This is a genomic window from Facklamia sp. P9177 (assembly GCF_050409585.1).
In the GTDB taxonomy this organism is placed as follows: Bacteria; Bacillota; Bacilli; order Lactobacillales; family Aerococcaceae; genus Facklamia.
Genome location: NZ_JBNUPE010000001.1, coordinates 142,064 through 166,154, shown reverse-complemented (window position 1 = coordinate 166,154; position 24,091 = coordinate 142,064). Strand labels below are relative to the sequence as shown.

At 33.9% G+C, this 24,091-nt stretch carries 22 protein-coding genes; 13 read left to right on the top strand and 9 right to left on the bottom strand.

Annotated features, from left to right (window positions below; translation table 11 throughout):
- Positions 1–13 precede the first annotated feature (13 nt).
- From rsmG to rpmH, 9 genes are all read right to left on the bottom strand, one after another.
- Positions 14–739 carry a 16S rRNA (guanine(527)-N(7))-methyltransferase RsmG gene (gene rsmG, locus ACQV18_RS00815; protein WP_428892389.1) on the bottom strand — a complete coding sequence of 242 codons (726 nt, stop codon included), beginning with the start codon at positions 737–739 and terminating at the stop codon, positions 14–16.
- A 221-nt stretch (positions 740–960) separates the two neighbouring features.
- The gene (mnmG, locus tag ACQV18_RS00810) at positions 961–2,868 is read right to left on the bottom strand and encodes a tRNA uridine-5-carboxymethylaminomethyl(34) synthesis enzyme MnmG (protein WP_428892388.1); all 1,908 of its coding nucleotides are present in this window, start codon (positions 2,866–2,868) and stop codon (positions 961–963) included.
- Positions 2,868–3,359, bottom strand: coding sequence for an NUDIX hydrolase (locus ACQV18_RS00805; protein WP_428873037.1), 492 nt, complete (start codon positions 3,357–3,359; stop codon positions 2,868–2,870). Before ACQV18_RS00805 ends, mnmG begins: the two co-directional genes overlap by 1 nt.
- A 10-nt stretch (positions 3,360–3,369) precedes the next feature.
- Positions 3,370–4,746, bottom strand: coding sequence for a tRNA uridine-5-carboxymethylaminomethyl(34) synthesis GTPase MnmE (gene mnmE, locus ACQV18_RS00800; RefSeq protein ID WP_428873038.1), 1,377 nt, complete (start codon positions 4,744–4,746; stop codon positions 3,370–3,372).
- Positions 4,747–5,007: 261 nt separating this feature from the next.
- Positions 5,008–6,210 (bottom strand): hypothetical protein, encoded by a 1,203-nt coding sequence (locus ACQV18_RS00795; RefSeq protein ID WP_428892387.1) that lies wholly within the window; start codon positions 6,208–6,210, stop codon positions 5,008–5,010.
- 190 nt (positions 6,211–6,400) lie between these two features.
- Entirely contained in the window at positions 6,401–7,363 is a 963-nt protein-coding gene (gene jag / locus ACQV18_RS00790) for an RNA-binding cell elongation regulator Jag/EloR (protein ID WP_428892386.1), read from the bottom strand.
- An 18-nt stretch (positions 7,364–7,381) separates the two neighbouring features.
- Complete coding sequence (gene yidC / locus ACQV18_RS00785) at positions 7,382–8,221, bottom strand: membrane protein insertase YidC (protein WP_428881933.1); 840 nt, start codon at positions 8,219–8,221, stop codon at positions 7,382–7,384.
- Positions 8,211–8,591 (bottom strand): ribonuclease P protein component, encoded by a 381-nt coding sequence (rnpA, locus tag ACQV18_RS00780; RefSeq protein ID WP_428873042.1) that lies wholly within the window; start codon positions 8,589–8,591, stop codon positions 8,211–8,213. The genes yidC and rnpA overlap by 11 nt, the downstream gene beginning before the upstream one ends.
- Positions 8,592–8,704: 113 nt before the next feature.
- Positions 8,705–8,842 carry a 50S ribosomal protein L34 gene (gene rpmH, locus ACQV18_RS00775; RefSeq protein WP_258436956.1) on the bottom strand — a complete coding sequence of 46 codons (138 nt, stop codon included), beginning with the start codon at positions 8,840–8,842 and terminating at the stop codon, positions 8,705–8,707.
- A 488-nt stretch (positions 8,843–9,330) separates the two neighbouring features.
- On the opposite strand from rpmH, the gene dnaA reads away from it, so the two are divergent.
- From dnaA to ACQV18_RS00710, 13 genes are all read left to right on the top strand, one after another.
- Positions 9,331–10,671 carry a chromosomal replication initiator protein DnaA gene (gene dnaA, locus ACQV18_RS00770; RefSeq protein ID WP_428873043.1) on the top strand — a complete coding sequence of 447 codons (1,341 nt, stop codon included), beginning with the start codon at positions 9,331–9,333 and terminating at the stop codon, positions 10,669–10,671.
- Between the two features lie 158 nt (positions 10,672–10,829).
- Positions 10,830–11,978, top strand: coding sequence for a DNA polymerase III subunit beta (gene dnaN, locus ACQV18_RS00765; protein ID WP_428873044.1), 1,149 nt, complete (start codon positions 10,830–10,832; stop codon positions 11,976–11,978).
- Positions 11,979–12,173: 195 nt separating this feature from the next.
- A complete protein-coding gene (yaaA, locus tag ACQV18_RS00760) occupies positions 12,174–12,398 on the top strand; it encodes a S4 domain-containing protein YaaA (protein WP_428873045.1) in 225 nt (74 codons plus the stop codon).
- An 8-nt stretch (positions 12,399–12,406) separates the two neighbouring features.
- Positions 12,407–13,516, top strand: coding sequence for a DNA replication/repair protein RecF (recF, locus tag ACQV18_RS00755; protein ID WP_428873046.1), 1,110 nt, complete (start codon positions 12,407–12,409; stop codon positions 13,514–13,516).
- A gap of 10 nt (positions 13,517–13,526) precedes the next feature.
- The gene (gene gyrB / locus ACQV18_RS00750; protein WP_428873047.1) at positions 13,527–15,461 is read left to right on the top strand and encodes a DNA topoisomerase (ATP-hydrolyzing) subunit B; all 1,935 of its coding nucleotides are present in this window, start codon (positions 13,527–13,529) and stop codon (positions 15,459–15,461) included.
- Between the two features lie 24 nt (positions 15,462–15,485).
- Positions 15,486–17,999, top strand: a complete 2,514-nt coding sequence (gyrA, locus tag ACQV18_RS00745) for a DNA gyrase subunit A (protein ID WP_428892385.1) — start codon at positions 15,486–15,488, stop codon at positions 17,997–17,999.
- 115 nt (positions 18,000–18,114) lie between these two features.
- Positions 18,115–18,414, top strand: coding sequence for a 30S ribosomal protein S6 (gene rpsF, locus ACQV18_RS00740; RefSeq protein ID WP_428875074.1), 300 nt, complete (start codon positions 18,115–18,117; stop codon positions 18,412–18,414).
- A 36-nt stretch (positions 18,415–18,450) separates the two neighbouring features.
- Positions 18,451–18,963: a single-stranded DNA-binding protein gene (gene ssb / locus ACQV18_RS00735; RefSeq protein ID WP_428873160.1), complete on the top strand. Its 513-nt coding sequence runs from the start codon at positions 18,451–18,453 to the stop codon at positions 18,961–18,963.
- A gap of 23 nt (positions 18,964–18,986) precedes the next feature.
- Positions 18,987–19,220, top strand: coding sequence for a 30S ribosomal protein S18 (gene rpsR / locus ACQV18_RS00730; protein WP_428873050.1), 234 nt, complete (start codon positions 18,987–18,989; stop codon positions 19,218–19,220).
- Positions 19,221–19,341: 121 nt separating this feature from the next.
- Entirely contained in the window at positions 19,342–21,339 is a 1,998-nt protein-coding gene (locus ACQV18_RS00725) for a DHH family phosphoesterase (RefSeq protein WP_428873051.1), read from the top strand.
- 2 nt (positions 21,340–21,341) lie between these two features.
- Positions 21,342–21,794, top strand: a complete 453-nt coding sequence (gene rplI / locus ACQV18_RS00720) for a 50S ribosomal protein L9 (RefSeq protein ID WP_428873052.1) — start codon at positions 21,342–21,344, stop codon at positions 21,792–21,794.
- A 23-nt stretch (positions 21,795–21,817) separates the two neighbouring features.
- Positions 21,818–23,197, top strand: a complete 1,380-nt coding sequence (gene dnaB / locus ACQV18_RS00715; protein ID WP_428892384.1) for a replicative DNA helicase — start codon at positions 21,818–21,820, stop codon at positions 23,195–23,197.
- A gap of 69 nt (positions 23,198–23,266) precedes the next feature.
- Positions 23,267–24,085 (top strand): hypothetical protein, encoded by an 819-nt coding sequence (locus tag ACQV18_RS00710; RefSeq protein WP_428873054.1) that lies wholly within the window; start codon positions 23,267–23,269, stop codon positions 24,083–24,085.
- Positions 24,086–24,091 lie beyond the last annotated feature (6 nt).

The following is a 24,091-nucleotide window of genomic DNA, read 5'->3' as shown; positions in this document are numbered from 1 at the left end:
ATGCTTCCTCCTTTTATTTTATAGGCTGTTTGCTTGGCTTACCTGCTTTACGTGGGTATTTATTGGGAGTATCTAATGTTTTTTCTATTAATAATAGTGTTCTCTCACCTTCATCTTCAGGCAGATAAGTTTGCACCACTTGTTCTAACTTTGCTCCTAATATTTTAATCGCCTTTTTAGCTTCTTTTAATTCCGTATTTGTTTGTTCATGGCTGCCTTTTAAAACTATAAATTTTCCACCTTTTTTTAGTAAAGGAAGACAGTACTCAGCTAAAACATTTAAAGGAGCTACTGCCCGAGCAGTCACTAAATCAAATTGTCCACGATAATTTGAATCTTGGCCCACATCTTCAGCCCTGCCATGGAGAAACTCTATTTGTTCAAGTTTTAAATTGGAACTTAAATCTTTTAAAAACTGAATACGTTTATTTAAAGAATCGATAATCGTCAGTTCAATTTCAGGATGAATGATTTTGATTGGTAAGCTTGGAAAACCTGCTCCCGCTCCTACATCACACATCTTCAAATAATAGTTCGCTAAAGGTAAATGCCACAGCGGCATTAAAGAATCATAGAAGTGTTTAAGATAAACTCCTTCTTTATCAGTAATAGCTGTCAGATTAACTTTTTGATTCCATTCAATTAACCACTGATAATAAGTGGAAAACTGTAGTAGTTGATCGGGACTAATTGATAATCCTTGATCTTGCAATTTCTTTTTAAACTGATTTTCTTCCATATAATCCCTCTCATTTTGGTAATTGTGAAACAATGTTTCACAGCAACTTTACTTTACTAAAATAACTACTCAATAGCAACATCTATCCTTCAATAAATTTCGAAAGATAATTAAATTACTTAAATTTATAGTATCTGCTTTTTTCATTTTAAAAAGATCCCTTCTTAATTAGCTTGCTAATTGAGAAGAAGATCTTTATCTTTTTGGTGATTTTTAGCTGATTATTGATGAGATTCAATTTTTGCAATTTTACCCTGTTGAATATAGATTGAAAGAATGGCAATATCAGCCGGATTGACACCTGAAATTCGACTAGCCTGTCCAATGTTAGAAGGTCGAATTAATTTTAATCTTTCTCTTGCTTCAGTTGCTAAGCTATCCACTGCATCGTAATCTAGGTTTTCAGGAATTATTTTTTCTTCCATAGCTTTAACACGATCGACCTTATGGTTAGCTTTATTAATGTAGCCTGCATATTTGATTTGAATTTCAACTTGTTCTCCTACTTGTCGAGTAACTTCAGTCGTTAAAATAGGTAAAGCTTTAATCAATTCAAAATATTTAATTTCCGGTCTTTTTAAAAGTTCACTAGCTAAAATTCCATCTTTAAGTGGCGTTGAATTGATTCTTTCAAAATACTCTGCTAAACCCTCTGTACTTGGCTTAATACGAATAGACGCTAAGCGATCAAGTTCTGCTTTTACAGCAGCTTCTTTCGTTTTAAAATGCTGATAACGTGCTTCATCCACCAATCCAATTTTATAGGCTTTTTCTGTCAAACGGAAATCTGCATTATCATGACGTAGTAATAAACGGTATTCAGCCCGAGAAGTTAGCAAACGATAAGGTTCAGTCGTTCCTTTTGTTACAAGGTCATCAATCATAACACCAATGTAGCCTTCTGAACGCGTTATAATAAAAGGGTCTTTGTCAAAAGCCTTATGGCAAGCATTGATTCCTGCAACAATTCCTTGTCCTGCTGCTTCTTCATAACCACTCGTTCCATTCATTTGACCGGCAGTGAATAAGCCAGGTAAATCTCGCACTTCTAAGGATAGCGTTAATTGATGGGGTACCACTACATCATATTCAATAGCATACCCTGCTCGCATCAATTTTGCTTCTTCTAAACCTTCTACTGAATGGAGCATCTCTAGTTGGACATCTTCTGGTAAAGAAGTTGACAAGCCTTGGACATACATTTCTTTAGTATTACGACCTTCAGGTTCGATAAACACTTGATGGCGTGGTTTGTCACTAAAACGAACTATTTTGTCTTCTATTGATGGGCAATACCTAGCCCCTACTCCTTCAACTATTCCCGAAAACATAGGTGCTTTATGCAAATTATTTCTAATTATATTATGCGTTTGACCATTGGTATGTGTCAACCAACAAGATATTTGATCTTGCAAATAATCTTTATCATCTGTCAAATAAGAAAAATGATTCGCTTTAATATCGCCAGGCTGTTCTTCTGTTTTGTCAAAATGGACTGAGTCATAATGCACTCGTGGAGGTGTTCCAGTTTTAAAACGAGTTAATTCAATCCCTAATTCCATTAAATGTTCAGACAGTTTAACAGAAGGTAGGGTGTTATTAGGACCGGAAGAATAGGCTAAATCTCCAATAATAATTTTTCCTCGTGAAGAAGTACCTGCCGTTAGAACTACAGATTTAGCACGATAAATAGCCCCCGAATTGGTAATAATACCGCGACATTGATTTTCTTCAATTAAAAGTCTTTCAACAAGTCCTTGTTTGAGGTCTAAATTATCTGTTTCTTCTAAGACTTGCTTCATTGTATTGGAGTAATGTTGCTTATCTGCTTGAGCTCTGAGTGCTTGAACTGCTGGTCCTTTACCGGTGTTTAAAAGACGCATTTGGATATAAGTCCTATCTATATTACGTCCCATTTCTCCACCCAGTGCATCAATTTCACGTACAACGACCCCCTTAGCAGGTCCACCAATTGATGGATTACATGGCATAAAGGCTACCATTTCTAGATTCATCGTAATTAAAAGTGTTTGAGCACCTAGTCGAGCTGAAGCTAAAGCTGCTTCCGAACCTGCATGCCCGGCTCCTACAACAATTACATCATATTGACCAGCTTCATATGTTTGCATTATATTTCACCTCTGTTTTTCATAAATTCAACCTGATGGTCGATTAAGTCACCCTTTTTATCATAAGCAAATTTAGCCCAAAAATAAGGTTTGTTTTCTAAGACCCATTGTAAAAAGAGATAATCCCCTTCCCAAATTGGTTTGTCCAAGACATCGTCATAATCCACCCACTCTAAAGTCCCTTCGTCACAGTCCTTTAATAGGTCTCCTTCAAAATCTGTCACTCTATAGACAAAAGAATACCAATCTCTATCATCATGGGTAAAATCTGGAAAAGTTATGAAACCTAAGGGGATTAAGCTTTTGGCCCTTAGACCCGTTTCTTCATAAATTTCACGAATTGCACACTCTTGAGGACTTTCTCCTGCTTCAAATTTTCCACCGACGCTAACCCATTTTCCTCCATGGATATCATTTTCTCTTTTATTACGGTGGAGCAATAATAACTGCTTTCCATTATCCAGATAACAAATTGTAGATAATTGTTGCATTATAGCTTTCCTACTTTCCTAAACAGAATTGACTAAATAACTTATCTAATAATTCATCTTGTACGCTATCACCTGTTATTTCGCCCAAAAGATCCCAGGCTCTAGTAAAATCTATTTGTACCAAATCAACAGGTACGTCTGCTTGACAAGCATTCACAACTTCGTCAAGCGCTTGAATTGCTTGCTTTAGTAAATTAGTATGACGTGAATTAAGTAAATAATTAATATCATTCGACTCTAAATTTCCCGTATAAAACAAATTTTCAATTCTTTCTTCTAGTAGATTTAATCCTTGATCTTTTAAGATTGAAATTGGGATGATTTCCTCTTTATTTACTACATTTGTCAACTTTGTAAAATCAATTTGACTCGGCAAATCGGTTTTATTTAATAAAATAATTCGCTTTTGATCCTTTGTCAAAGATAAAAGTTCTTTGTCAATTTCTGTCAAAGCTTCAGATTGATTTAAAATCAAAATAACTAAATCAGATTCTTCCATAATTTTACGACTTTTAGCCACACCAATTTGCTCTACCAATTCATCAGTTTGGCGAATGCCTGCTGTATCGATTAAATGTAGGGGGACTCCTTTGACATTGATGTATTCTTCAATAGTATCTCGAGTTGTTCCAGCGATATCAGTCACGATTGCTTTGTCAAATCCAGTTAAGTAATTTAGTAAACTCGACTTACCAACATTTGGTTTACCTATAATAGCTGTTCGTATTCCTTCACGGAAAAGACGGCTATTTTGAGCTTTTTTCAAAATTTGGTTTATTTTATTTTTTACATATTGTGCTGTTTCTATAAGAGTTTGACTAGACATCTCTTCAACATCATCATATTCCGGATAATCAATCGTTACTTCAATTTGAGCTAAACTTTCAAGCATTTCTTGGCGCAATTGTCTAATTTGCTGAGATAGGGTTCCTTTTAATTGGTTTAGAGAAGCGTCCATAGCTTTACCTGTTTTAGCTTGAATTAAATCCATCAAAGCTTCTGCTTGTGACAAATCAATGCGACCATTTAGAAAGGCGCGCTTTGTAAATTCACCTGGTTCAGCCATGCGCGCACCTTCTAATAAACAACTTTCCAGGATTCGCTGCATAGCTACGATACCACCATGACAATTGATTTCTACTATGTCTTCACGTGTATAGGTTTTTGGTCCTTTTAAGATAGTGACCATTACTTCATCTAAGACTTTTTGATCCTTATCTACTATATGACCATAATGGATGGTATGACTTTCAACCTGACTCAAGTCTTTGCCTTTAAATATTTTTTTTATTATTGGCAAAGCATCCGGACCACTCATACGTACTATTCCAATAGCTCCCTCGCCAATTGCGGTTGAGATAGCTGCAATTGTGTCTAAAATATACATACTTAATACCCCCTTTAATCATAAAAAAAGTGCTCAACGAAAGATACCTAAGTTTTTTAGGTCATTCGAAAGCACTTTGACTGCCTGTCTATTTATCGTAGTAATTGTATCAAATCGTTATTCTTCTTGCAAGATAGGTGTGAAACTGTTTAGCTAAATTATATTTAAAAGAGAGTGTCTAGCTTTTTTTTAACATAAGCTCTCCAAAACATTTGCCTTAATAAAAACACCATTCCTCTAATTAAGAATGGTGATCTTCACTTATTCTAAGGTTAATTCTTCACTACTCAAAGGCGTTTGCGTATTACTACTATCTTCTTGCTTGACCCATTTGGGATCTATTTGATGAATTCCATTAGGAGGATAAGAAATGGCATTGAGTAGCATACCATTCCCAAATACTTCTAAACTCACTTGATTAACAGAGTAATAGTCAGCAATATTCACCATCATGGCAATTGCTACCGCTTTTTCACCTGCTGGATGTCGGTTTAAACTAGCAACAACACCGCTTGAAAAATTGAGATGGGCAATTCCATTGGACTCATAAATATCAACCACTTGTATTTCGGGAGTAATCCATTGGTTATCGTAATAAAAGCGCTGAAAAGCTGTTGCTAGGGTATCGTTTGTTTGCCAGGCAAAGTCAACTGTCTCTTTTTGAATAAAAGGTTCTTCTGTTGAAGATTGAGGCATGTACCAATCCATTTTGCTTACTAACATTACATTATCTGTAATCGATTCTGCAAGATAATATTCCTCTTTATTTTCTTGCCATTGAGCAATAATCCCTTTATTAGCAGCAAATAGCTGATGTCTTTCGCCCTCTTCAAATTGAGTCACAACTTCAATCACTTCTTGATAGATTTGATCACCGATATTCACTTCTTTATATAAGCCGACGATTTTTGAAGGAATGTTACCGTCATATAACCATTCAGTTCCTACTTTTAAAGGAGATTGTAAAATGATTAGACCTTTTTCTAATTGATTAGCTTCTATTGAGTTTTTTAAATAATTAGTAAATCGACGCTCTTTTTCAAATTTTCCGTATAGTTCAATCACTTCAGTATTCCAACGATAGAGTTCAATGGTTTTTTCATCAGCTAGCGTCTCTCTCACTTGCATCTGTTGGCTTGTTTGATCCATATATTCAACATAGCTAGTTTTACCATTGGAAAGGATTTTTACTTGATTAGCATTATAAGGAAGAAAATTTTCTAAATTATAGTTTACATCTTCTCCTTCTTTAATCCACGAGTTAGGATCAATAACTACTTGGTCGGATGTATTGGCTTTCTTATTATTTATTTGATCTAGCTGTGTTTCTTTATTTTCTGCTTGTTTCTTCTCTATCTTCATTTGGTTTTCTTTACTCAATTTAATCATAGGTTCTTGTTTACAAGCTGATAAAGTAATAACAATTAACAAAAGCCAAAATATCTTTCTGCCAGACAGACTCAAATCCGTCACCTCCTAAAACAAGCTATATTATATCATAATTTTTATAACCTTCTAATATAATTTTACTAGTGCTTCGTTTTAAAAATAAGACCATTGATTTATTCATGATAATTTTCAATTATGACTAAACATTTATAAAAAAGGTTTGAGAGAAAAAATCCCTAAGCAGAGCTTAGGGACGTAATTAATATTATGGGACGTAATCTACCACTAAATATCGATTAGGATCTTTACCTTCAGAGTGGGTTGCAATATGCTCATATTGTCCAAGATAAGCATGAATTTGTTTGCGTTCATAAGCAGGTAACGGATCTAGGATGACTGTTTGTTTGGTAGTTAAAACTTGCTCAGCAGTTCTTTCTGCCATTTGTTCAAGTACATTTAAACGACGGTCACGGTAATCCCCAACATTTAATAAAACTGAGATTCGTTTACGATCACGTCTATGCAATAAAACCTGAACTAAAGTCTGTAAGGAATTGATAATTTTTCCATGTTTACCAATGACTAAACCTGATTTGTCTGTTTCGATATTAAAAACTAACTGATTACCTCTTAATTCGTATTCAATGTGCGATTCTGCACCATATAAACGAATAACTTCTTCGAGGTAATGGCAAGCCGCTTGATACTCTTCTTCTATTGTAGATTCACTTTGTGCAACCTCTGTTTCAGACGTTTGGTTTTCATTTGAAACTTTTTCACTCACTTTTGGCTCGACTGTTTCAGATTTTTGAACAGATTTTTTATCTTCTGCTTGTTTTTCAATGGAAGATTCTTTTTCTAAAACAACATTGTCAGTTTTTTTTGGATCGTGAACCTCTTCTTTAACAGGCTCACTGTGTTTTTGATTATTTTGACGGATATAATCTTTAGTTTTATTTACTGTTTCTTTATGTTTTTGACCTGTTTTATCCTTATGTTCCATTCCAACTTTTTTTTCTAATTGATTGGTTAATTCTTTTAATGATAGATCAGTCTTAGCTTCAATATGAACTACTGCTTCTTGCTTACCGAAGCCAAAGAAACCTTTTTTTCCTTCACTTATAATACGGATATCGGCTTCTTCTCGACTAATTCGCAATTGTTTTAACCCTTTTTCAATAGCTAATTCGACATTTTCAGCCCTAACAGTCATATTATGATCTAACATATCATCACTCCTTTTAATTTATTTACGACTTTTAACTTTTTTCAAGGCCTTACGCAATTGACGCTCTTTTTCTTTTTCATGAGCAATGCGTTCTTGGCGTTCTTTAATCATTTTATATGGATTGTTAAAAATTAAAATAATAATTACAGTAATTAAATTCGATATAAACCAATAAAGTGAAACTGCACTAGGTAAAGCAAAAGATATAGAGAAAATCATAATTGGCATAGTTATCATCATAATTTTCATTGAAACATTTTGTTGAGGATTTGCTTTACTACTTAGGTAAGTAGATAAAAATGTGAATAGAGCCGCTAAAAGAGGGAAAATAAAGTAAGGGTCTGGTTGTCCTAAATCAACCCAAAGAAACTGTCCTTGTCTTATAAGCTCTGTTCGCGAAATCACTTGATACAAGGCCATCAAAATTGGTAATTGAATTAAAGTTGGTAAGCAACCTGCGAATTGATTAACTCCTTTTTCATCAAACAATTCTTGTTGCTCAGCTTGAAGTAACTCCATTGAGTGACGATCTTTGTGAGGGTACTTAGCTTTAATGGCTTCAATTTCCGGTTGTAACTCCATTATTTTATTTTGAGATTTCATCTGCATTAATGTCAAAGGGGTTAGCAAAAGACGAATTAAAAGGGTTAAACTAATAATACCTAAACCAAAATTATGACCCATTAAACCACTTAGCCAAACAATAAATTGAGAGAAGGGATAGAGAACAAATTGATCCAAAAGATTTGATGAATCGTTAGTAATCGGTTCATTAATATTTGCACAAGCAGATAATACCACTACAATAGCTGATAGCAGTGAAAGTTTTAAAATTTTATTTACTTTTTTATTGCTCATTACGACCTCCAGATTTTTCTAGTTTAAATAATGGTTGGATAATTTTAGCTTTCTTCATAACGTGAATAATCGATTTCTTTATTTGCTTTAAATCCTTATCACAAATATCCTTACGAGCAATCAATAGAAAATCAACTTCAGGAATAACCATATCTTCCACCTCATGCAAGGCTTGTCTTAAATAGCGTTTTATTTGATTTCTAAAAACTGCATTACCTAACTTTTTACTTACTGACAAACCGACACGAAAATGTTTTTGACCTGGTTTTGAATAGGTATAAATAACCAGTTGACGGTTTGCTGTAGAGTTTCCTTGATGAAAGACTCTTTGAAAATCCTTATCACTTTTTACTCGATATTCTTTTTTCATTAGACTATCACTCCGATGTTTTAGAGTCCTCATAATATTATATCAAAAATAAGAATAATTGGAATCTCTCTCTTTATTTTATAAAAAAAAGGCCTCACTTGGAAGCCTCAAAATTATGCAGTTAACTTTTTGCGTCCTTTTAAGCGGCGCTTGCTTAATACACGACGTCCATTTTTTGTTGACATGCGTTTACGAAAACCGTGTTCTTTACTACGTTGACGTTTTTTAGGTTGGTATGTTCTCTTAGTCATGCAATACACCTCCTTGTTGCTAAATATAAACAATACTAGAATAGTTTATAAGAATGACTCCTTTAAAGTCAAGTGTTTTTTAATATTCTATTAAATATCTCAATCGATGTAAAATCTTAACAATTGTCAACAACTTATCCACAATTTTTAAACAAACCCTAAAAAAATAAACTTCTTTTAACAAACTAGAGGATAAAATTATCCACATTTTCTAAGCTTGTTAATAAATATTGTTTTATCCACAAACTCTGTTAAAAACATTATTTAAACCTTTAAGGAAGTTGATGGCATAGGAATTGTTATTTTTTTCTTTTGCACAAATCTACTTAATGTTTACTTAACTACTTTTTTATCCACACATTTAATTCACATGTGGATAACTTAAATGTGAGTATGTGGATAGAGCTTTTTACACATTCTCAACTTGTGGAAAACTCTAAATATGTTACAATAATCTTAACTATATTAACTTATTCGAGGTGAAATGAATGGATGAAAAAGATCTTTTTTGGCAAGGAGTTCAAGATTATTTAAAAGAAATCCTGTCCACTTCTTCCTATCGATCCTGGGTTGAACCTTCAATCCCTACTCGAATTGGTAATCAATCAATTACGATTGCAGTTCCTAATCCGATGACTAAAAAATATTGGGAAAATCATTTGGTAAACTATATATTGCAATATAGTCGTGAACGATATGGTATTGAATATGAACCTCAATTTATAATTTATCAAAGCAAGCAAAATGAACCCATGCTTTCGAAATCGATTGATAAGCAAGGAGAGACAGATAGTCTTCCAAGCTTTTCTGACTCAAAATTAAATCCTTCTTATACCTTTGAAAACTTTGTGATTGGTGAAGATAATAAAATGGCTGCAGGAGCTGCTCTGGCAGTGAGTGATGGTCCAGGAAAAACTTACAATCCCTTTTTAATTTATGGTGGTGTAGGTTTAGGAAAAACTCATTTAATGCAAGCTATAGGTAACGATATCCTACGTAAAAACCCTTCTACTAAAATTAAATATGCAACCAGTGAATCTTTTGTTAATGATTTTATTACCAGTATTCAAAACGGTTCTCAAAAAAAATTTAGGGAAATGTATCGTGAAATAGATGTCTTATTGATCGATGATATTCAATTTTTATCGAAAAAAGATGCCACTCAAGAAGAATTTTTCCATACCTTTAACGAACTTTATAATAATAATAAACAAATTATTTTAACTTCAGACCGTTTACCAAATAATATTGATAATCTCGAGGAAAGGCTTATTTCACGATTCAAATGGGGATTATCAACCGACATTACCCCTCCTGATTTGGAAACTCGTATCGCTATCCTTAGAAAAAAGGCTGCAAATAATCGATTGGATATTGATTCTGAAACTCTCACATATATCGCTAATAATGTAGATACAAACATACGTGAATTAGAAGGAGCTTTAATGAGAGTTTTTGCCTATGCAGCTATAGAGGGCAAAGAAATTACAAGTCATTTAGCCGCAGAAGCTCTCTCTTCTATTTTTGGAGAGCAAAAAGAAAAGGTAATTGATGCCGAATCTATCATTTCTACTTGTAGTCAATTTTATAAAATATCCACTGAACAAATTAAAGGAAAGAAAAGGAACAAAGAAATCGTTACTGCTCGTCAAATTGCTATGTATCTTACACGTGAATTAACAGAACTATCTTTTCCTAAAATTGGTGAAGCTTTCGGTAATAAAAACCATACGACGGTTATCCATGCTTATGAAAAAATCTCTGAAGATCTTAAAAGTAATACTACCCTCAAACATGAAATTGCAACAATCAAACAGATGCTAGAATAAAGAATGTGGATAAGTCTACTATAAAAAATCATCTTTACACATAGTCATCAACAATGCTAAAGCCTAGTTTGTAGAACTCTTTATCACTTATACACTCTATCAACAAGCCCTACTATTATTACTTAGATATATAATAATTATTTATAAAGGAGAAAATTATGAAATTTACAATTAACCGATCTGCTTTTACTCAACAAATAAATAATGTTCAAAGAGCTATTCCTTCTAAAACAACCATTAACATTCTATATGGAATTAAATTATCTTTAGATAGTAATGGAATGACTTTAATAGGTAGCGATGCTGATATATCTATCGAAAGTCATATTTCAGTTGATGAACCCTTAGCTAATTTACAAATTGAAGAAACAGGCCAAATTGTATTACCTGCACGTTTATTAAATGAAATTATTAAAAAATTACCACAAGATGAGGTAATAGTGAGTGTAGATGATCAATTTAAAGCAACTATTCAATCTGGTAATGCAAAATTCCAAATTGTTGGTATTGATGGAAATGAGTATCCTCGTTTGCCTATTATTGACCTAGATCATCAAATTCAACTTCCAACACTTACTTTTAAAAATATGATTCATCAGACTATTTTTGCAGCTTCTAATCAAGAATCACGTCCAATTTTAACAGGACTTCACTTAATGCTAGAAAAAGATTACTTAGTGGGAGTGGCAACAGATAGCCATCGTTTAAGCCAAAGAGAAATTCCTTTAAAATTAACTGAGAATTCGCATCATTTAGAAGCAATCACTGTTCCTAAAAAAACAATGATTGAATTGGCTAGAATAGTTCCTGATAATGCTGATTTAATGATGACTATATCGAATCAACAAATTATTTTTACTTTCGAAAACATAACAATTTATTCACGCTTACTGGAGGGTAATTACCCTGCTACTGATCGGTTAATTCCTAATTCATCTGAAACAGAAATCGTCTTAAATGCGGCTGATTTTCTGCAAGCAATTGAACGGGCCTCTTTAATGTCACATGAAGGAAAAAATAATATTGTCCAATTAGATATTCAAACAGACCATATCGAGTTATTTGTAAAAGGAAATGAAATAGGGAATGTGGCAGAAGAAATTCAATTTGTTTCCTCAAATGGTGAAGAGCTTCAGATTTCATTCAACCCTGACTATATGAAAGAAGCTTTAAGATCTTTTGGCGATATAGAAATTACCATTCAATTTAATTCAGCAGTTCGTCCAATGCTTATAACACCAAGTGTAAAGAGTGAATTACCCCACAATGATTTACTGCAATTATTAACACCAGTTCGTACACATTAAAACTTTTTAGCGGGTCTAATAAACGACCTGCTTATTTTTTGCCATTATTTAGCATTTAAGCCTAATTTAACTTAAATAAGCTTTTTATACTCTGAAGGTCAAATTTATTTAAAATGGCATTTTTTCGCCAAAAATTTGAGATTTAAGCTATTTAGTAGTATAATGAATCTAATAAATTACTAATGAGGTGGCCAAATGGAACATAAAAAAGTCAAAATAGATAGTGACCATGTAACACTCGGCCAATTATTAAAAATAGTAGATTTAATATCCAGTGGTGGAATGGCTAAATGGTACTTAGGTGAATTTACTGTCTATTTAAATGGCGAATCAGAAAATCGACGAGGAAAAAAATTATATCCTGGAGACCGTGTGGAGTTTGTTCAGGATGAATTAATAGTAGATGTCGTAGATCAATAAGATAGCTTATGAAAATAAAAGAATTAAATTTAACCAATTTTAGGAACTATAAAGAGCTTTCGATTGATTTTCATGACGGTCTAACTATTTTAGCTGGTGAAAATGCCCAAGGAAAAACTAACATCCTTGAGGCCATTTTTTTGTTGTCTTTGGCTAAAAGTCATCGAACCAATCATGATCAAGAAATGATTAGTTGGGAAGAAGATTATGCAAAGATAGTCGGCCAAATAACCACTAAAAACTCTCAATTTCCTTTAGAAATCATATTAAATGATAAGGGTAAGATTGCTAAATACAATCACCTCGATCAAAAGAGACTTTCTCAATTTATAGGTAAATTAAATGTTATCCTCTTTTCTCCTGAAGACATGCAATTAGTTAAGGGTTCTCCAAGTCTAAGAAGAAAGTTTTTAGATACAGAACTCGGTCAAACCCATCCCATCTACCTACAAAATTTATTAGAATATCATCGCTTACTTAAACAAAGAAATGCTTATTTAAAGCAAGCGCGTGAAAAACATACTTATGATCCAGTTTATTTAGACATCTTAACTGATCAGCTAATTGATGCAGGAAGCCAAGTAATTAAATATCGTTTGCAATTTGTTAAAGATTTAGAAGCAATGGCTCACCCGATTCATTATGAACTTTCTAATGAAAGAGATAGCTTATCAATGGTCTATAAGTCTTCCTCTTCTAAACTTGATTATGAGAAGATTGATTTAATTAAAGATCAAATGAGTGAATTGTTCAAATTGTCTATTCAAAGGGAAATCCATCAAGGAGCTACCATATATGGACCTCATCGAGACGATTTAATTTTTAATATTAATGGAAATTCAGCTCAGCAATTTGCCTCACAAGGCCAACAACGAACAGTTGTTCTTAGTTTAAAGTTAGCTGAATTGGATTTATTTTATACAATTGATCAAGATTATCCAGTTCTTTTATTAGATGATGTTCTGTCCGAGTTAGATGATCATCGTCAATTTATTTTGATGAGTAAAATCGAAGGGAAAGTTCAAACAATTTTAACCACAGCTAGTATTGAAAATATTCATATTCAAGAGCTAAAAAATTCTTCAATAAGACATATAAGTAAAGGTAAAGTTCAATAGGAGGATACAAATGGCAGAAAATAACGACAAGAAAAATGTAACTCAACCCCAATATGATGCTGAACAAATCCAAGTATTAGAAGGATTGGAAGCTGTCCGTAAACGACCAGGAATGTATATTGGATCTACTGCGAGTACTGGATTACATCATTTAGTTTGGGAAATTGTTGATAATTCTATTGATGAAGCTTTAGCTGGCTATTGTAGTCAAATTGAAGTAGTCATAGAAGCGAATGGTTCTATTTCGGTAACAGATGATGGTCGTGGAATCCCGATCGATATTCAGTCTAAAACAGGCAGACCTGCTGTTGAAACGGTTTACACCGTTTTGCATGCGGGTGGCAAGTTTGGTGGTGGCGGTTATAAAGTTTCAGGTGGTCTCCATGGTGTAGGAGCCTCTGTTGTGAATGCTTTATCAAGCGAACTATCAGTGGAGGTTTCACGTAATGGAAAAGTTCATCAAATTAAGTTTGAAAGAGGAGCTATTGTATCTGAGTTAAAGGTGGTTGGAGAAGCAACGGAAACAGGTACTAAAGTTAATTTTGTACCGGATCCGTCAATCTTTACTGAAACAACGGATTTTAAGTATGAAATATTAAATGAGCGTATCCATGAGCTAGCTTTCTTAAATAAAGGTTTACGCATTTCTTTACAAGATCGACGGATGGATCGCGAAGCTGATGATAGTTATTTATTTGATGGTGGAATTAAATCATACGTTTCTTATCTTAATGAAGACAAGGGATTAATTTTTGATGAACCAATCTATATTGAAGGTGAACAAGATGGTATTGCTGTTGAAATCGCTCTACAATATACAGATGCTTACCAATTAAATTTACTGTCTTTTGCTAATAATATTCACACTTATGAAGGAGGAACACATGAATCAGGTTTTAAAACAGCTTTAACACGGGTTATTAATGACTATGGTCGTAAAAATAACTTACTTAAAGATGGTGATGATAACTTATCTGGAGAGGATACTCGTGAAGGTCTGACAGCTGTTATTTCGGTTAAACATCCAGATCCTCAATTTGAAGGTCAAACTAAGACAAAATTAGGGAATTCTGAAGTACGAACTGTAACAGATCGCCTTTTCTCTCAACATTTTGAAACATTTTTATTGGAAAATCCTAAAGTTGCACGTTTGATTTTAGATAAAGGAATTCTAGCTTCAAAAGCACGAATGGCTGCCAAGCGAGCTAGGGAGATGACCCGTCGTAAATCCGGTTTAGAAATCGCAAACTTACCTGGTAAATTAGCGGATTGTTCTTCTAAAGACGCAGAAAAATGCGAACTATTTATTGTCGAGGGAGATTCAGCAGGTGGTTCGGCTAAACAAGGCCGTTCAAGAATGTATCAGGCTATTTTACCAATTAGAGGGAAAATCTTAAATGTTGAAAAGGCCTCAATGGAGCGTATATTGAGTAACATTGAAATTCGCTCGCTATTTACTGCCATGGGCACTGGTTTTGGAGCAGAATTTGATGTGAGCAAAGCCCGTTATCATAAACTAATCATTATGACCGATGCAGATGTCGATGGTGCGCATATTCGTACGTTATTATTAACGCTTATTTTCCGCTATATGCGTCCTTTGATTGATGCAGGCTATGTTTATATTGCACTTCCGCCACTCTATAAATTAAAAGTTGGTAAAAAAGAGATTTATTTAGATACACATGAGCAATTACTCCAATGGGAAAAAGAAAATCCAAATACTAAGTATTCATTACAAAGGTATAAAGGTCTTGGAGAAATGAATGAAGATCAACTTTGGGAAACAACTATGAATCCTGAAAATCGTCGGATGCAGCGAGTGACTGTTGATGATGCAGTAGAAGCGGATGCAGTGATGTCTATGTTGATGGGAGAAGAAGTAGAACCCCGTCGTGTCTTTATTGAAACAAATGCAGTCTATGTACGTAACTTGGATGTATAGAATTACCCTTGAAAGGAGTTAGTCATGACGGAAGATCATTTTGATGTTAGCAAACAATCTTTTGAAGAAATCAATTTACCTGATGAAATGCGTAATTCATTTTTGGACTATGCTATGTCAGTAATTGTCGCAAGAGCCCTACCAGATGTTCGTGATGGATTAAAACCTGTTCATCGTCGTATTCTATATGGTATGAATGAATTAGGTGTTACACCTGATAAACCACATAAGAAGTCAGCCAGAATTGTTGGGGATGTTATGGGTAAGTATCACCCTCACGGTGATTCTGCAATCTATGAAGCCATGGTAAGGATGGCGCAACCCTTCTCCTACCGCCAAATGTTAGTTGATGGCCACGGTAACTTTGGTTCAGTCGATGGTGATGGTGCAGCTGCAATGCGGTATACTGAAGCTAGAATGGCTAAAATCACTCTAGAAATGTTAAGAGATATTAATAAAGATACAATTGATTTCCAAGAAAACTATTCTCAAGAAGAAAAAGAACCGGTTGTATTACCAAGTCGTTTCCCTAACCTTTTAGTTAATGGAGTTTCTGGTATTGCAGTTGGTATGACAACTAATATACCACCGCATAATTTAGAAGAAGTCATTGACGCTTTACAAATTCTTATGCGTAATCCAGAAGCGACTGTGGATGAATTGATGGAAGCTTTACCGGGTCCTGATTTTCCTACTGGTGGAATTATTGTTGGAAAATCAGGTATTCGCCAAGCTTATCGGACAGGTAAAGGAAAAATCACAATTCGCGGTAAAGTTGAAATTGAATACTTTGGTAATAATCAAGACCGTGAGCGAATTATTATTAAAGAATTACCTTATGGTGTAAATAAAGCTAAATTAGTTGAAAGAATTGCTGAATTGGGTCGTGATAAGCGAATTGATGGTATCTCCTATATTGCTGATGAGTCTGGTCGTGAAGGTATGCGGATTGTAGTTGAAGCACGTCGAGACGCTTCTGCTCATGTTATTCTAAATAACTTATATAAACATACTCCTTTACAGACTAACTTTGGTATTAATATGCTAGCGATTGATTTCGGAGTTCCTAAAACACTAAATTTAAAAGAAATTCTTGAAAAATATTTAGCCCATCAAGTTGAAGTGATTACGCGACGGACTAAATTTGAAAAAGGAAAAGCAGAAGATCGGGCTCACATTTTACAAGGTCTACAAAAAGCCTTAGATGTCATTGATGAGATTATTGCTATTATTCGTTCTTCCCACGATTCAGAAACAGCTAAGCAAGAATTGATTAATCGTTTTGAATTTTCGCAAATTCAAGCACAATCTATTTTAGATATGCGATTGGTTCGCTTAACTGGATTAGAACGAGAAAAAATCGATGCCGAGCTAAAAGATTTACAAGAATTGATTGTTCGCTTGACTGAAATACTTTCTTCTCAAGAAAGAATTTATGAAATTATTCATGATGAATTAAGAGAAATACTTAAGAAATATAATGATCCAAGAAGAACTGAAATCAAATTGGGTGAAATTCAGTCTCTTGAAGATGAAGATTTAATTGATGAGGAAGATATTTTGATTGCTTTAACCACTTCTGGTTATATTAAGCGTATGACTGAAGATGAGTTCCGTGTTCAAAATCGAGGTGGTAGAGGGGTTAAAGGAATGGGAGTGAGTGACGAGGATTCCATTCAAAGCTTAGTTTCTGCCTCCACCCATGATACCCTCCTCTTTTTCACTAATTTTGGTAAGGTTTATCGCGCTAAGGGTTACGATATACCTCAATATGGAAGAACTTCGAAGGGCTTACCTATTATTAACCTCTTAAACTTAGATAAAGAAGAGTATGTAAGAGATATAGTTAATATTCGTAGAGAAGCTGATGATGAAGACACTCATCTCTTGTTTGTTACTAAAAATGGGACCGTTAAGCGTACTTTAGTAAGTGAATACTATAACATTCGTACCAATGGTTTAATTGCTATTAAATTAAGGGAAAATGATCAGTTAGTGAATGTATTAATTACTGATGGACAAAAAAATATTATCATTGGTTCTAATAATGGTTATGCCGTTAGCTTTAATGAAAATGATGTCCGTGATATGGGTCGGACAGCCTCAGGTGTCAGAGGTATGAGACTCCGTTCAGGAGATTATGTTATTGGTGCTGCTATTTTAGATGATGATAAGCAAGTTCTTGTAGTGACAGAAAATGGTTACAGTAAGCGAACTGAATCTAACCAATATGCTATTAAAAACCGAGGCGGTAAAGGTGTAAAAACATCTAATATCTCTCAAAAGAGTGGTAAATTAGCTGGTTTAGTCACTGTTGATGGTGATGAAGATTTACTAATCATGACCAATGAAGGAGTCGTCATTCGTGTTCATATCGATTCGATTTCAACCGCTTCAAGAGATACCTTGGGAGTTAAGGTTATTCGATTAGATGATGATTCTATCGTTGATAAAATTGTTGTCATTGAAAAAAATGAAGAAAATACAGAAGAAGATATGTCGGAATCTGATAATTCAATAGAAAATTCAGAGGAATAGAAAAATTAGATTGATTTCTTAAAAATAGAGTGATAAAATTATTAAATGTGAGTTAATAGCTTAATAGCTTAACTCCTTGCTCTATGGAGCCATTAGACCAAAAGGAGGTGCAGTCATGAGTCAACCAACTAAATATGAAATCCTTTATATTATTCGTCCAGATATGACCGACGAAGCAAAGAAAGAATTAATTGCTCGTTTCGATCAAATCTTAGTCGATCAAGGATCAGAAGTTGTCGAATCAAAAGACTGGGCTAAGAAACGTTTAGCATACGAGATCAACGATTATCGTGAAGGTGTTTACCACTTAATTACTTTAACCGCTGATGATGCTAAAGGGATCAACGAGTTCGATCGTCTAGCACGAATCAACCGTGATATCTTACGCCATATGATTACAAAAGTAGAAGAATAATCACTATGTTTCACGTGAAACACTTGTAGGAGGAAAATTATGAATACCGTACAATTAGTTGGGCGTTTAACCAAGGAAATTGATTTACGCTATACTTCTTCAGGAACTCCAGTTGGAAGTTTTACACTAGCTGTAAATCGCAGTTTTACCAATCAACAAGGTGAGCGTGAAGCAGATTTTATTAATTGTGTGATTTGGCGTAAAGCTGCTGAGAATTTAGCTAACTTTACCCGTAAAGGTTCTCAAATTGGAGTCGAAGGTCGTATCCAAACAAGAAGTTATGATAATCAACAAGGACAGAGAGTATATGTTACTGAAGTTGTTGTAAGTAACTTTCACTTATTAGAACCAAAATCAGTGACTGAACAACGTCCAGTTTCCGATGGTAATCAATCATACAAACAACCAAATCAAACGAATCAGTTTAAAGCTCAACCAAATCAAACGAATAGTAATGATTTTAGTTTTAATCAAGACTTCAGTCAAAATAGTAATCCATTTGGTGACAGTCAGAAGGTGGATATTTCTGAAGATGATCTACCATTTTAGAATAATGTAGAGGAGGAAAATGCATGGCACAACGTCGTGGAGGAAGACGCAGAAAAAAAGTTTGTCATTTCTGCGCTAATCATATCGATTATATTGATTACAAAGATACAGATCTTTTAAAAAGATTTATTTCAGAAAAAGGCAAAATTTTACCTCGTCGTGTAACAGGTACTTGCGCAAAGCATCAACGTACATTGACTAATGCAATTAAACGCGCACGGATCATGGCTTTATTACCATTTACCGTTCAAGAATAATATTTGACCACCCTTTGGGTGGTTTTTTTGTTTCACGTGAAACATTAAGTAATTAATTAGTAGATAGAACATTTCACTTAAATATGATAAAATAAGTGATATTAATACTACGAGGTGTACTGTGTTTAAAAAAATAAAACTAAAAGAATTTTTTGATTACTTCCATTCGCTTCAAATTTCTTGGCAGATTTATTCTATTTTATTAATTTATATAGTTTTAATTGGAGTAGCCTTTAAATTAGAGTGGCGTATAGGTGTATTATTACTAATTTTCCTTAGTATCATCATTCTATTTTTTACCTTTAATATTAAAGGTTTTATTAAGGATTTAACGAAGATGGCGAGTCATATGTCAGAAAATGCTTCTTTAGCGCAAGAATATGCCCTATATAATGCTCCAATAGGAGTAATACTCTATGATCAAGAAGAAAGAGTAACGTGGACTAACCCAGCTATTAAGAAGATTTTTGAACAGGATATTATTGGTGAAAAAATTGAAAAAGTGGATGGGAAATTGACACAAATTCTTGGACAAAGTAATATGAGTCAATGGCAAGAAGTGTCTTTAACTAATGGTTATTACCGAGCCTTACATCATCATGAATATAAAGCACTTTATCTTTATGACATTACACAAGATATCGAAATTCAAAAAGTAATCGGTGAATCCATTCTAGTAATGGGATCTTTATTATTAGATGATTTTGATGATCTCATTTATGCGATGGATGATGAAGCAAGTGCAAAATTTGAATCTGATTTAATCAGTCGTCTTAATCGCTGGGCAGATCATTATCAAATATACTTAAAGCAAACTGATGAAGATCAGTTTCTACTTTTGTTGAATGAGAGTTCTTTAAATGAACTCGAAAAAGAAAAGTTTGAATCCATTGAAGCTATTAAAGAGTATTATACCAGTCGAAAAATTCCTATATCGCTTTCTCTCGCTTTTTCTTATAGTCGAAATACTCAACAAAATATAATTGAAGTTTCTAAGCAGGTTAAATCCAACCTAGACTTAGCACTAGGTCGTGGCGGAGACCAAGTTGTCATTCGTGAAATAGAAGGAAAAGCAAGGTTCTATGGCGCAAAGACTAGTTTTACGGAAAACCGTTCGGATATACGCAGTAAAATGTTTTTCCAGGCGCTTAAAAGTACGGTATTGACTTATGATCGAATTTTAATTAGTGGACATCAGTCACCAGACTTAGATTCAATTGGTTCAGCCTTAGCTGTCAGACAAATTGTAAAATCTTTTGATCGCCAAGCCAAAATTCTGATTGATAGAGATGAACTCAACCAAGATATAAAAGGGATTATTAATAATGAGTACTTCGAGAAGTCTGATGAAGAAGTTTTCATTGAAGAAGCAGATTTAGATAACTACTTAAATGAAAAAACTCTACTAATTTTGGTAGACCATCATCGAGCGATGATTTCACAAGCTGAGTCTATCTTTTTTGACTACGATATTGTTATTATTGATCACCATCGCCAGGCAGAAGAATTCCCCAAAAATTGTGTGCTAAGTTATTTAGAACCTTCGGCTTCATCAGCGGTCGAATTACTCACGGAATACTTTAGTGTGATGGATGAAAAGGAAAATGCAATTGATGAAATGCTTGCAACAGTTATGCTAGCTGGTATAATTATTGATACCAATCAATTTTCTTTAAGGACCGGGTCGAGAACTTTTGAAGCAGCGGCATATTTAAAGTCTATGGGTGCAGATAATATAAAAATTAAGCATCTGTTAAAAGAAAGTTTAGAAAGCATTAAAATTAAAAATCGCTTGATTGAGAATACTGAAATAATCGATAAGGTCTTTGCGGTAACAGTAACGGATGAAGATATAGTAGTGGACAATGTCTTAGCTTCTCAAACAGCTGATGATTTGTTAGGAATTGATCAAATTGAAGCTTCATTTGTTATTTATAAACGCCATGAGAACGAAATAGGTATTTCAGCTAGAAGCTTGGGTAAAATAAATGTCCAAGTTATTATGGAAAAGCTTGGAGGTGGAGGTCATTTATCTAACGCAGCAACACAGATAAAAGACCAAACAATCCAAGAAGTAGAAGAACAATTAATTAAGGTAATTAATGTTAAGGAGGACTAAAAATGAAAGTCATTTTGTTAGAAGATGTTCGTAAGCAAGGTAAAAAGGGTCAGATTATAAATGTTTCAGATGGTTATGCTAATAATTACTTAATTAAAAATGGTTTAGCAAAAGTAGCTGATGCTAAAGCAATGAGTGAATTCAAAGCACAAAAGAAAGCTCAAGCAAAGTTGGAAGCGGAAGCATTGCAAGAGGCAAAAGATTTAAAAGTACAAATTGAAAAAGAAGAAACCATCGTTATCATTTCAGCTAAATCAGGTGAAGATGGTCGTTTATTTGGAACCATCCCTTCTAAACAAATAGCACAAGAATTAAAGAAACAATACGACATAGAAGTAGATAAACGTAAAATTGAGTTAGAAAATAACCTTTCATCCTTAGGTTTCCACAATGTTCCGGTTAAATTGCACACCGAAGTAATAGCAACTATTCGTGTAAAAGTCGAAGCAGTTTAGATAAAATATAAAGAGGTGAGACGATGGATATTTCGCAAATGAATCAGATGCAAGCACCTCAAAATATTGAAGCAGAAAGATCTGTCTTAGGTGGTCTTTTATTAGATCCAAAGAAATTAGCAACTGTTCAAACACTTTTACAAGAGCAGGACTTTTATAAAGTAGCCCATCAGCAAATTTTTGCAGCTATGGAGAGAGTTTTTGATCGCGACAATACCTTAGACCATTTGATGTTAAAGAATCAATTAGATGCTTTGGATCAATTAGAAAATGTCGGAGGCTATGAATATATTGTTGAACTAACAGGTTTCACTCCGACCACTGCTAATATTGAAAATTATGCCAGAATTGTTAAAGAAAAATCTATATTGCGACAACTCATTCATGCATCATCGAAAATTTCTCAAGTTGCTTATGATGAAGAACATGCAATAGAAGAGATCATCGATCAAAGTGAAAAGTTAATTTTATCAATAGGAGAAGGCTCTCAGAGTAATAGACCTCAAATGATGAGGCAATTGATAGCCGAGGCTTTTGATAATATCGTAAAATTAGCAGAGGAAAAACGCGATGTTGTTGGTCTTCCTACTGGTTATCATGAGCTGGACAAATTAACTAGTGGTTTTCAACCCGATCAGTTAGTTATTATTGCCGCTAGACCTTCTGTTGGTAAAACAGCATTTGCCTTAAATATAGCACAGAATGTCGCAACTAAATCTATGGTTCCAGTTGTAATTTTCTCCTTAGAGATGGGTGCATTAGACATGGTATATCGGATGATTTGTGCAGAAGGAAGTATACATGCATCGAATCTACGAACAGGGCAATTGACGGATGATGAATGGAAAAGTTTCACGGTAGCAACTGATATATTAAGAGAAGCTCCTATTTATATTGATGACTCAGCTGGTATACGTGTTTCAGAAATTAGGGCTAAGTGTCGTCGTCTAAAACAAGAAAATCCTGATTTAGGTTTAATCGTTATTGACTATTTACAACTTATTGATGGAAATGGAAGAGAAAACCGCCAACAAGAAGTCTCAGAAATTTCGCGTCAGTTAAAGAAACTATCTAAGGAATTATCGGTTCCAGTAATTGCCTTATCACAACTTTCTCGTGGTCTGGAACAAAGGCAAAATAAGCGACCTATTTTAAGTGATATTCGCGAGTCGGGTTCAATTGAACAAGATGCAGATATTGTCGCTTTTCTTTACCGTGAGGATTATCACCAGCAAAATGGTGATACAGACGAAGGACACAAGGACGATTTACCAGATAATACGGTAGAAGTAATTATTGCTAAAAATAGAGCAGGTGCAAGAGATACTGTCAAACTACTTTTTAAAAAAGAGTATAATAAGTTTTCAAGTTTATCCTATCAAAAAGAACCTTTTACTGTATAATATAGTAAAAGGTTCTTTTGTTATTTGACAAAGAGTAGTGATTTGAAAGATAGAATACGAGGAGATAATATGGAAGAATATTTAACAGCCCAGGAATTTGCTGATGAATTAGAAGTTACTCGACAATTGATCTATTATCATGCAAAAAAGATTCCTAATGAGGAGAAAGTGTATAATGAAGAAAACAGATTGGTTTTTACAAAAGAACAGCAAAAGCTATTAAAATCTTTTATGACAGATACATTTGACACTCAAATAGAAGAAACAGTCAAAGCCAAAGCCGAAAATAAAAATGAAGTGACAAAAGAAAAAAGTCAGAATTATGAAGAAAGTATAAAAGATAAACCAGGTGAGGAAAATACTGAATCCCTAGATCATTTGACAGAACTCAAGCGTGATTTTTCTTATGATCCTGAACTGGCGAAGCAAATCTCAATTGTCCTTGAAAATGAACGTGACTCAAAAAACGAAAAGTCAAGTGAAAACGAAGAAGTAAAAGAAAAAGGCTCTTCAAATACTATAAAAAAAAATCTGATGTCAGATGATACGGATCTAAAAAAACAGCAACAAGCCATTAGAACTTATATTGAAAAGACTGTCAAAGAACAACTGAAAGAAAAATGGTTGAAGGATGAAAAAGAAAGAAATGTTCTTATTAATGAACTAAAAGAAAAAAATAAACAAATTAATGATTTACTGCAATTAGTCGACCAGCAACAGCAGCTAATGCTCTTGACAGAAAAGAAGAATAATCATTTAATAGAGACTATTGAACATCTGGGAATAGAAGATAAAGTAGCTCAATCGATGAAAGTCTCTTCGGATGAAGATGATGAACAAAACGAATCAATTAAGTCAAAGTCATGGTTGCAAAGGTTATTTAGCTAATTTTAT

What these genes read in the sequence shown, in the direction of transcription:
- recF (WP_428873046.1), top strand. Translation starts at nt 12,407, where the DNA reads ATGAAAATAAAAGAATTAAATTTAACCAATTTTAGGAACTATAAAGAG.
- dnaA (WP_428873043.1), top strand. Translation starts at nt 9,331, where the DNA reads ATGGATGAAAAAGATCTTTTTTGGCAAGGAGTTCAAGATTATTTAAAA.
- ACQV18_RS00805 (WP_428873037.1), bottom strand. Translation starts at nt 3,359, where the DNA reads ATGCAACAATTATCTACAATTTGTTATCTGGATAATGGAAAGCAGTTA.
- mnmG (WP_428892388.1), bottom strand. Translation starts at nt 2,868, where the DNA reads ATGCAAACATATGAAGCTGGTCAATATGATGTAATTGTTGTAGGAGCC.
- jag (WP_428892386.1), bottom strand. Translation starts at nt 7,363, where the DNA reads ATGTTAGATCATAATATGACTGTTAGGGCTGAAAATGTCGAATTAGCT.
- rpsF (WP_428875074.1), top strand. Translation starts at nt 18,115, where the DNA reads ATGAGTCAACCAACTAAATATGAAATCCTTTATATTATTCGTCCAGAT.
- gyrB (WP_428873047.1), top strand. Translation starts at nt 13,527, where the DNA reads ATGGCAGAAAATAACGACAAGAAAAATGTAACTCAACCCCAATATGAT.
- rpsR (WP_428873050.1), top strand. Translation starts at nt 18,987, where the DNA reads ATGGCACAACGTCGTGGAGGAAGACGCAGAAAAAAAGTTTGTCATTTC.
- rsmG (WP_428892389.1), bottom strand. Translation starts at nt 739, where the DNA reads ATGGAAGAAAATCAGTTTAAAAAGAAATTGCAAGATCAAGGATTATCA.
- rplI (WP_428873052.1), top strand. Translation starts at nt 21,342, where the DNA reads ATGAAAGTCATTTTGTTAGAAGATGTTCGTAAGCAAGGTAAAAAGGGT.
- dnaB (WP_428892384.1), top strand. Translation starts at nt 21,818, where the DNA reads ATGGATATTTCGCAAATGAATCAGATGCAAGCACCTCAAAATATTGAA.
- mnmE (WP_428873038.1), bottom strand. Translation starts at nt 4,746, where the DNA reads ATGTATATTTTAGACACAATTGCAGCTATCTCAACCGCAATTGGCGAG.
- gyrA (WP_428892385.1), top strand. Translation starts at nt 15,486, where the DNA reads ATGACGGAAGATCATTTTGATGTTAGCAAACAATCTTTTGAAGAAATC.
- yidC (WP_428881933.1), bottom strand. Translation starts at nt 8,221, where the DNA reads ATGAGCAATAAAAAAGTAAATAAAATTTTAAAACTTTCACTGCTATCA.
- dnaN (WP_428873044.1), top strand. Translation starts at nt 10,830, where the DNA reads ATGAAATTTACAATTAACCGATCTGCTTTTACTCAACAAATAAATAAT.
- rnpA (WP_428873042.1), bottom strand. Translation starts at nt 8,591, where the DNA reads ATGAAAAAAGAATATCGAGTAAAAAGTGATAAGGATTTTCAAAGAGTC.
- ACQV18_RS00710 (WP_428873054.1), top strand. Translation starts at nt 23,267, where the DNA reads ATGGAAGAATATTTAACAGCCCAGGAATTTGCTGATGAATTAGAAGTT.
- yaaA (WP_428873045.1), top strand. Translation starts at nt 12,174, where the DNA reads ATGGAACATAAAAAAGTCAAAATAGATAGTGACCATGTAACACTCGGC.
- rpmH (WP_258436956.1), bottom strand. Translation starts at nt 8,842, where the DNA reads ATGACTAAGAGAACATACCAACCTAAAAAACGTCAACGTAGTAAAGAA.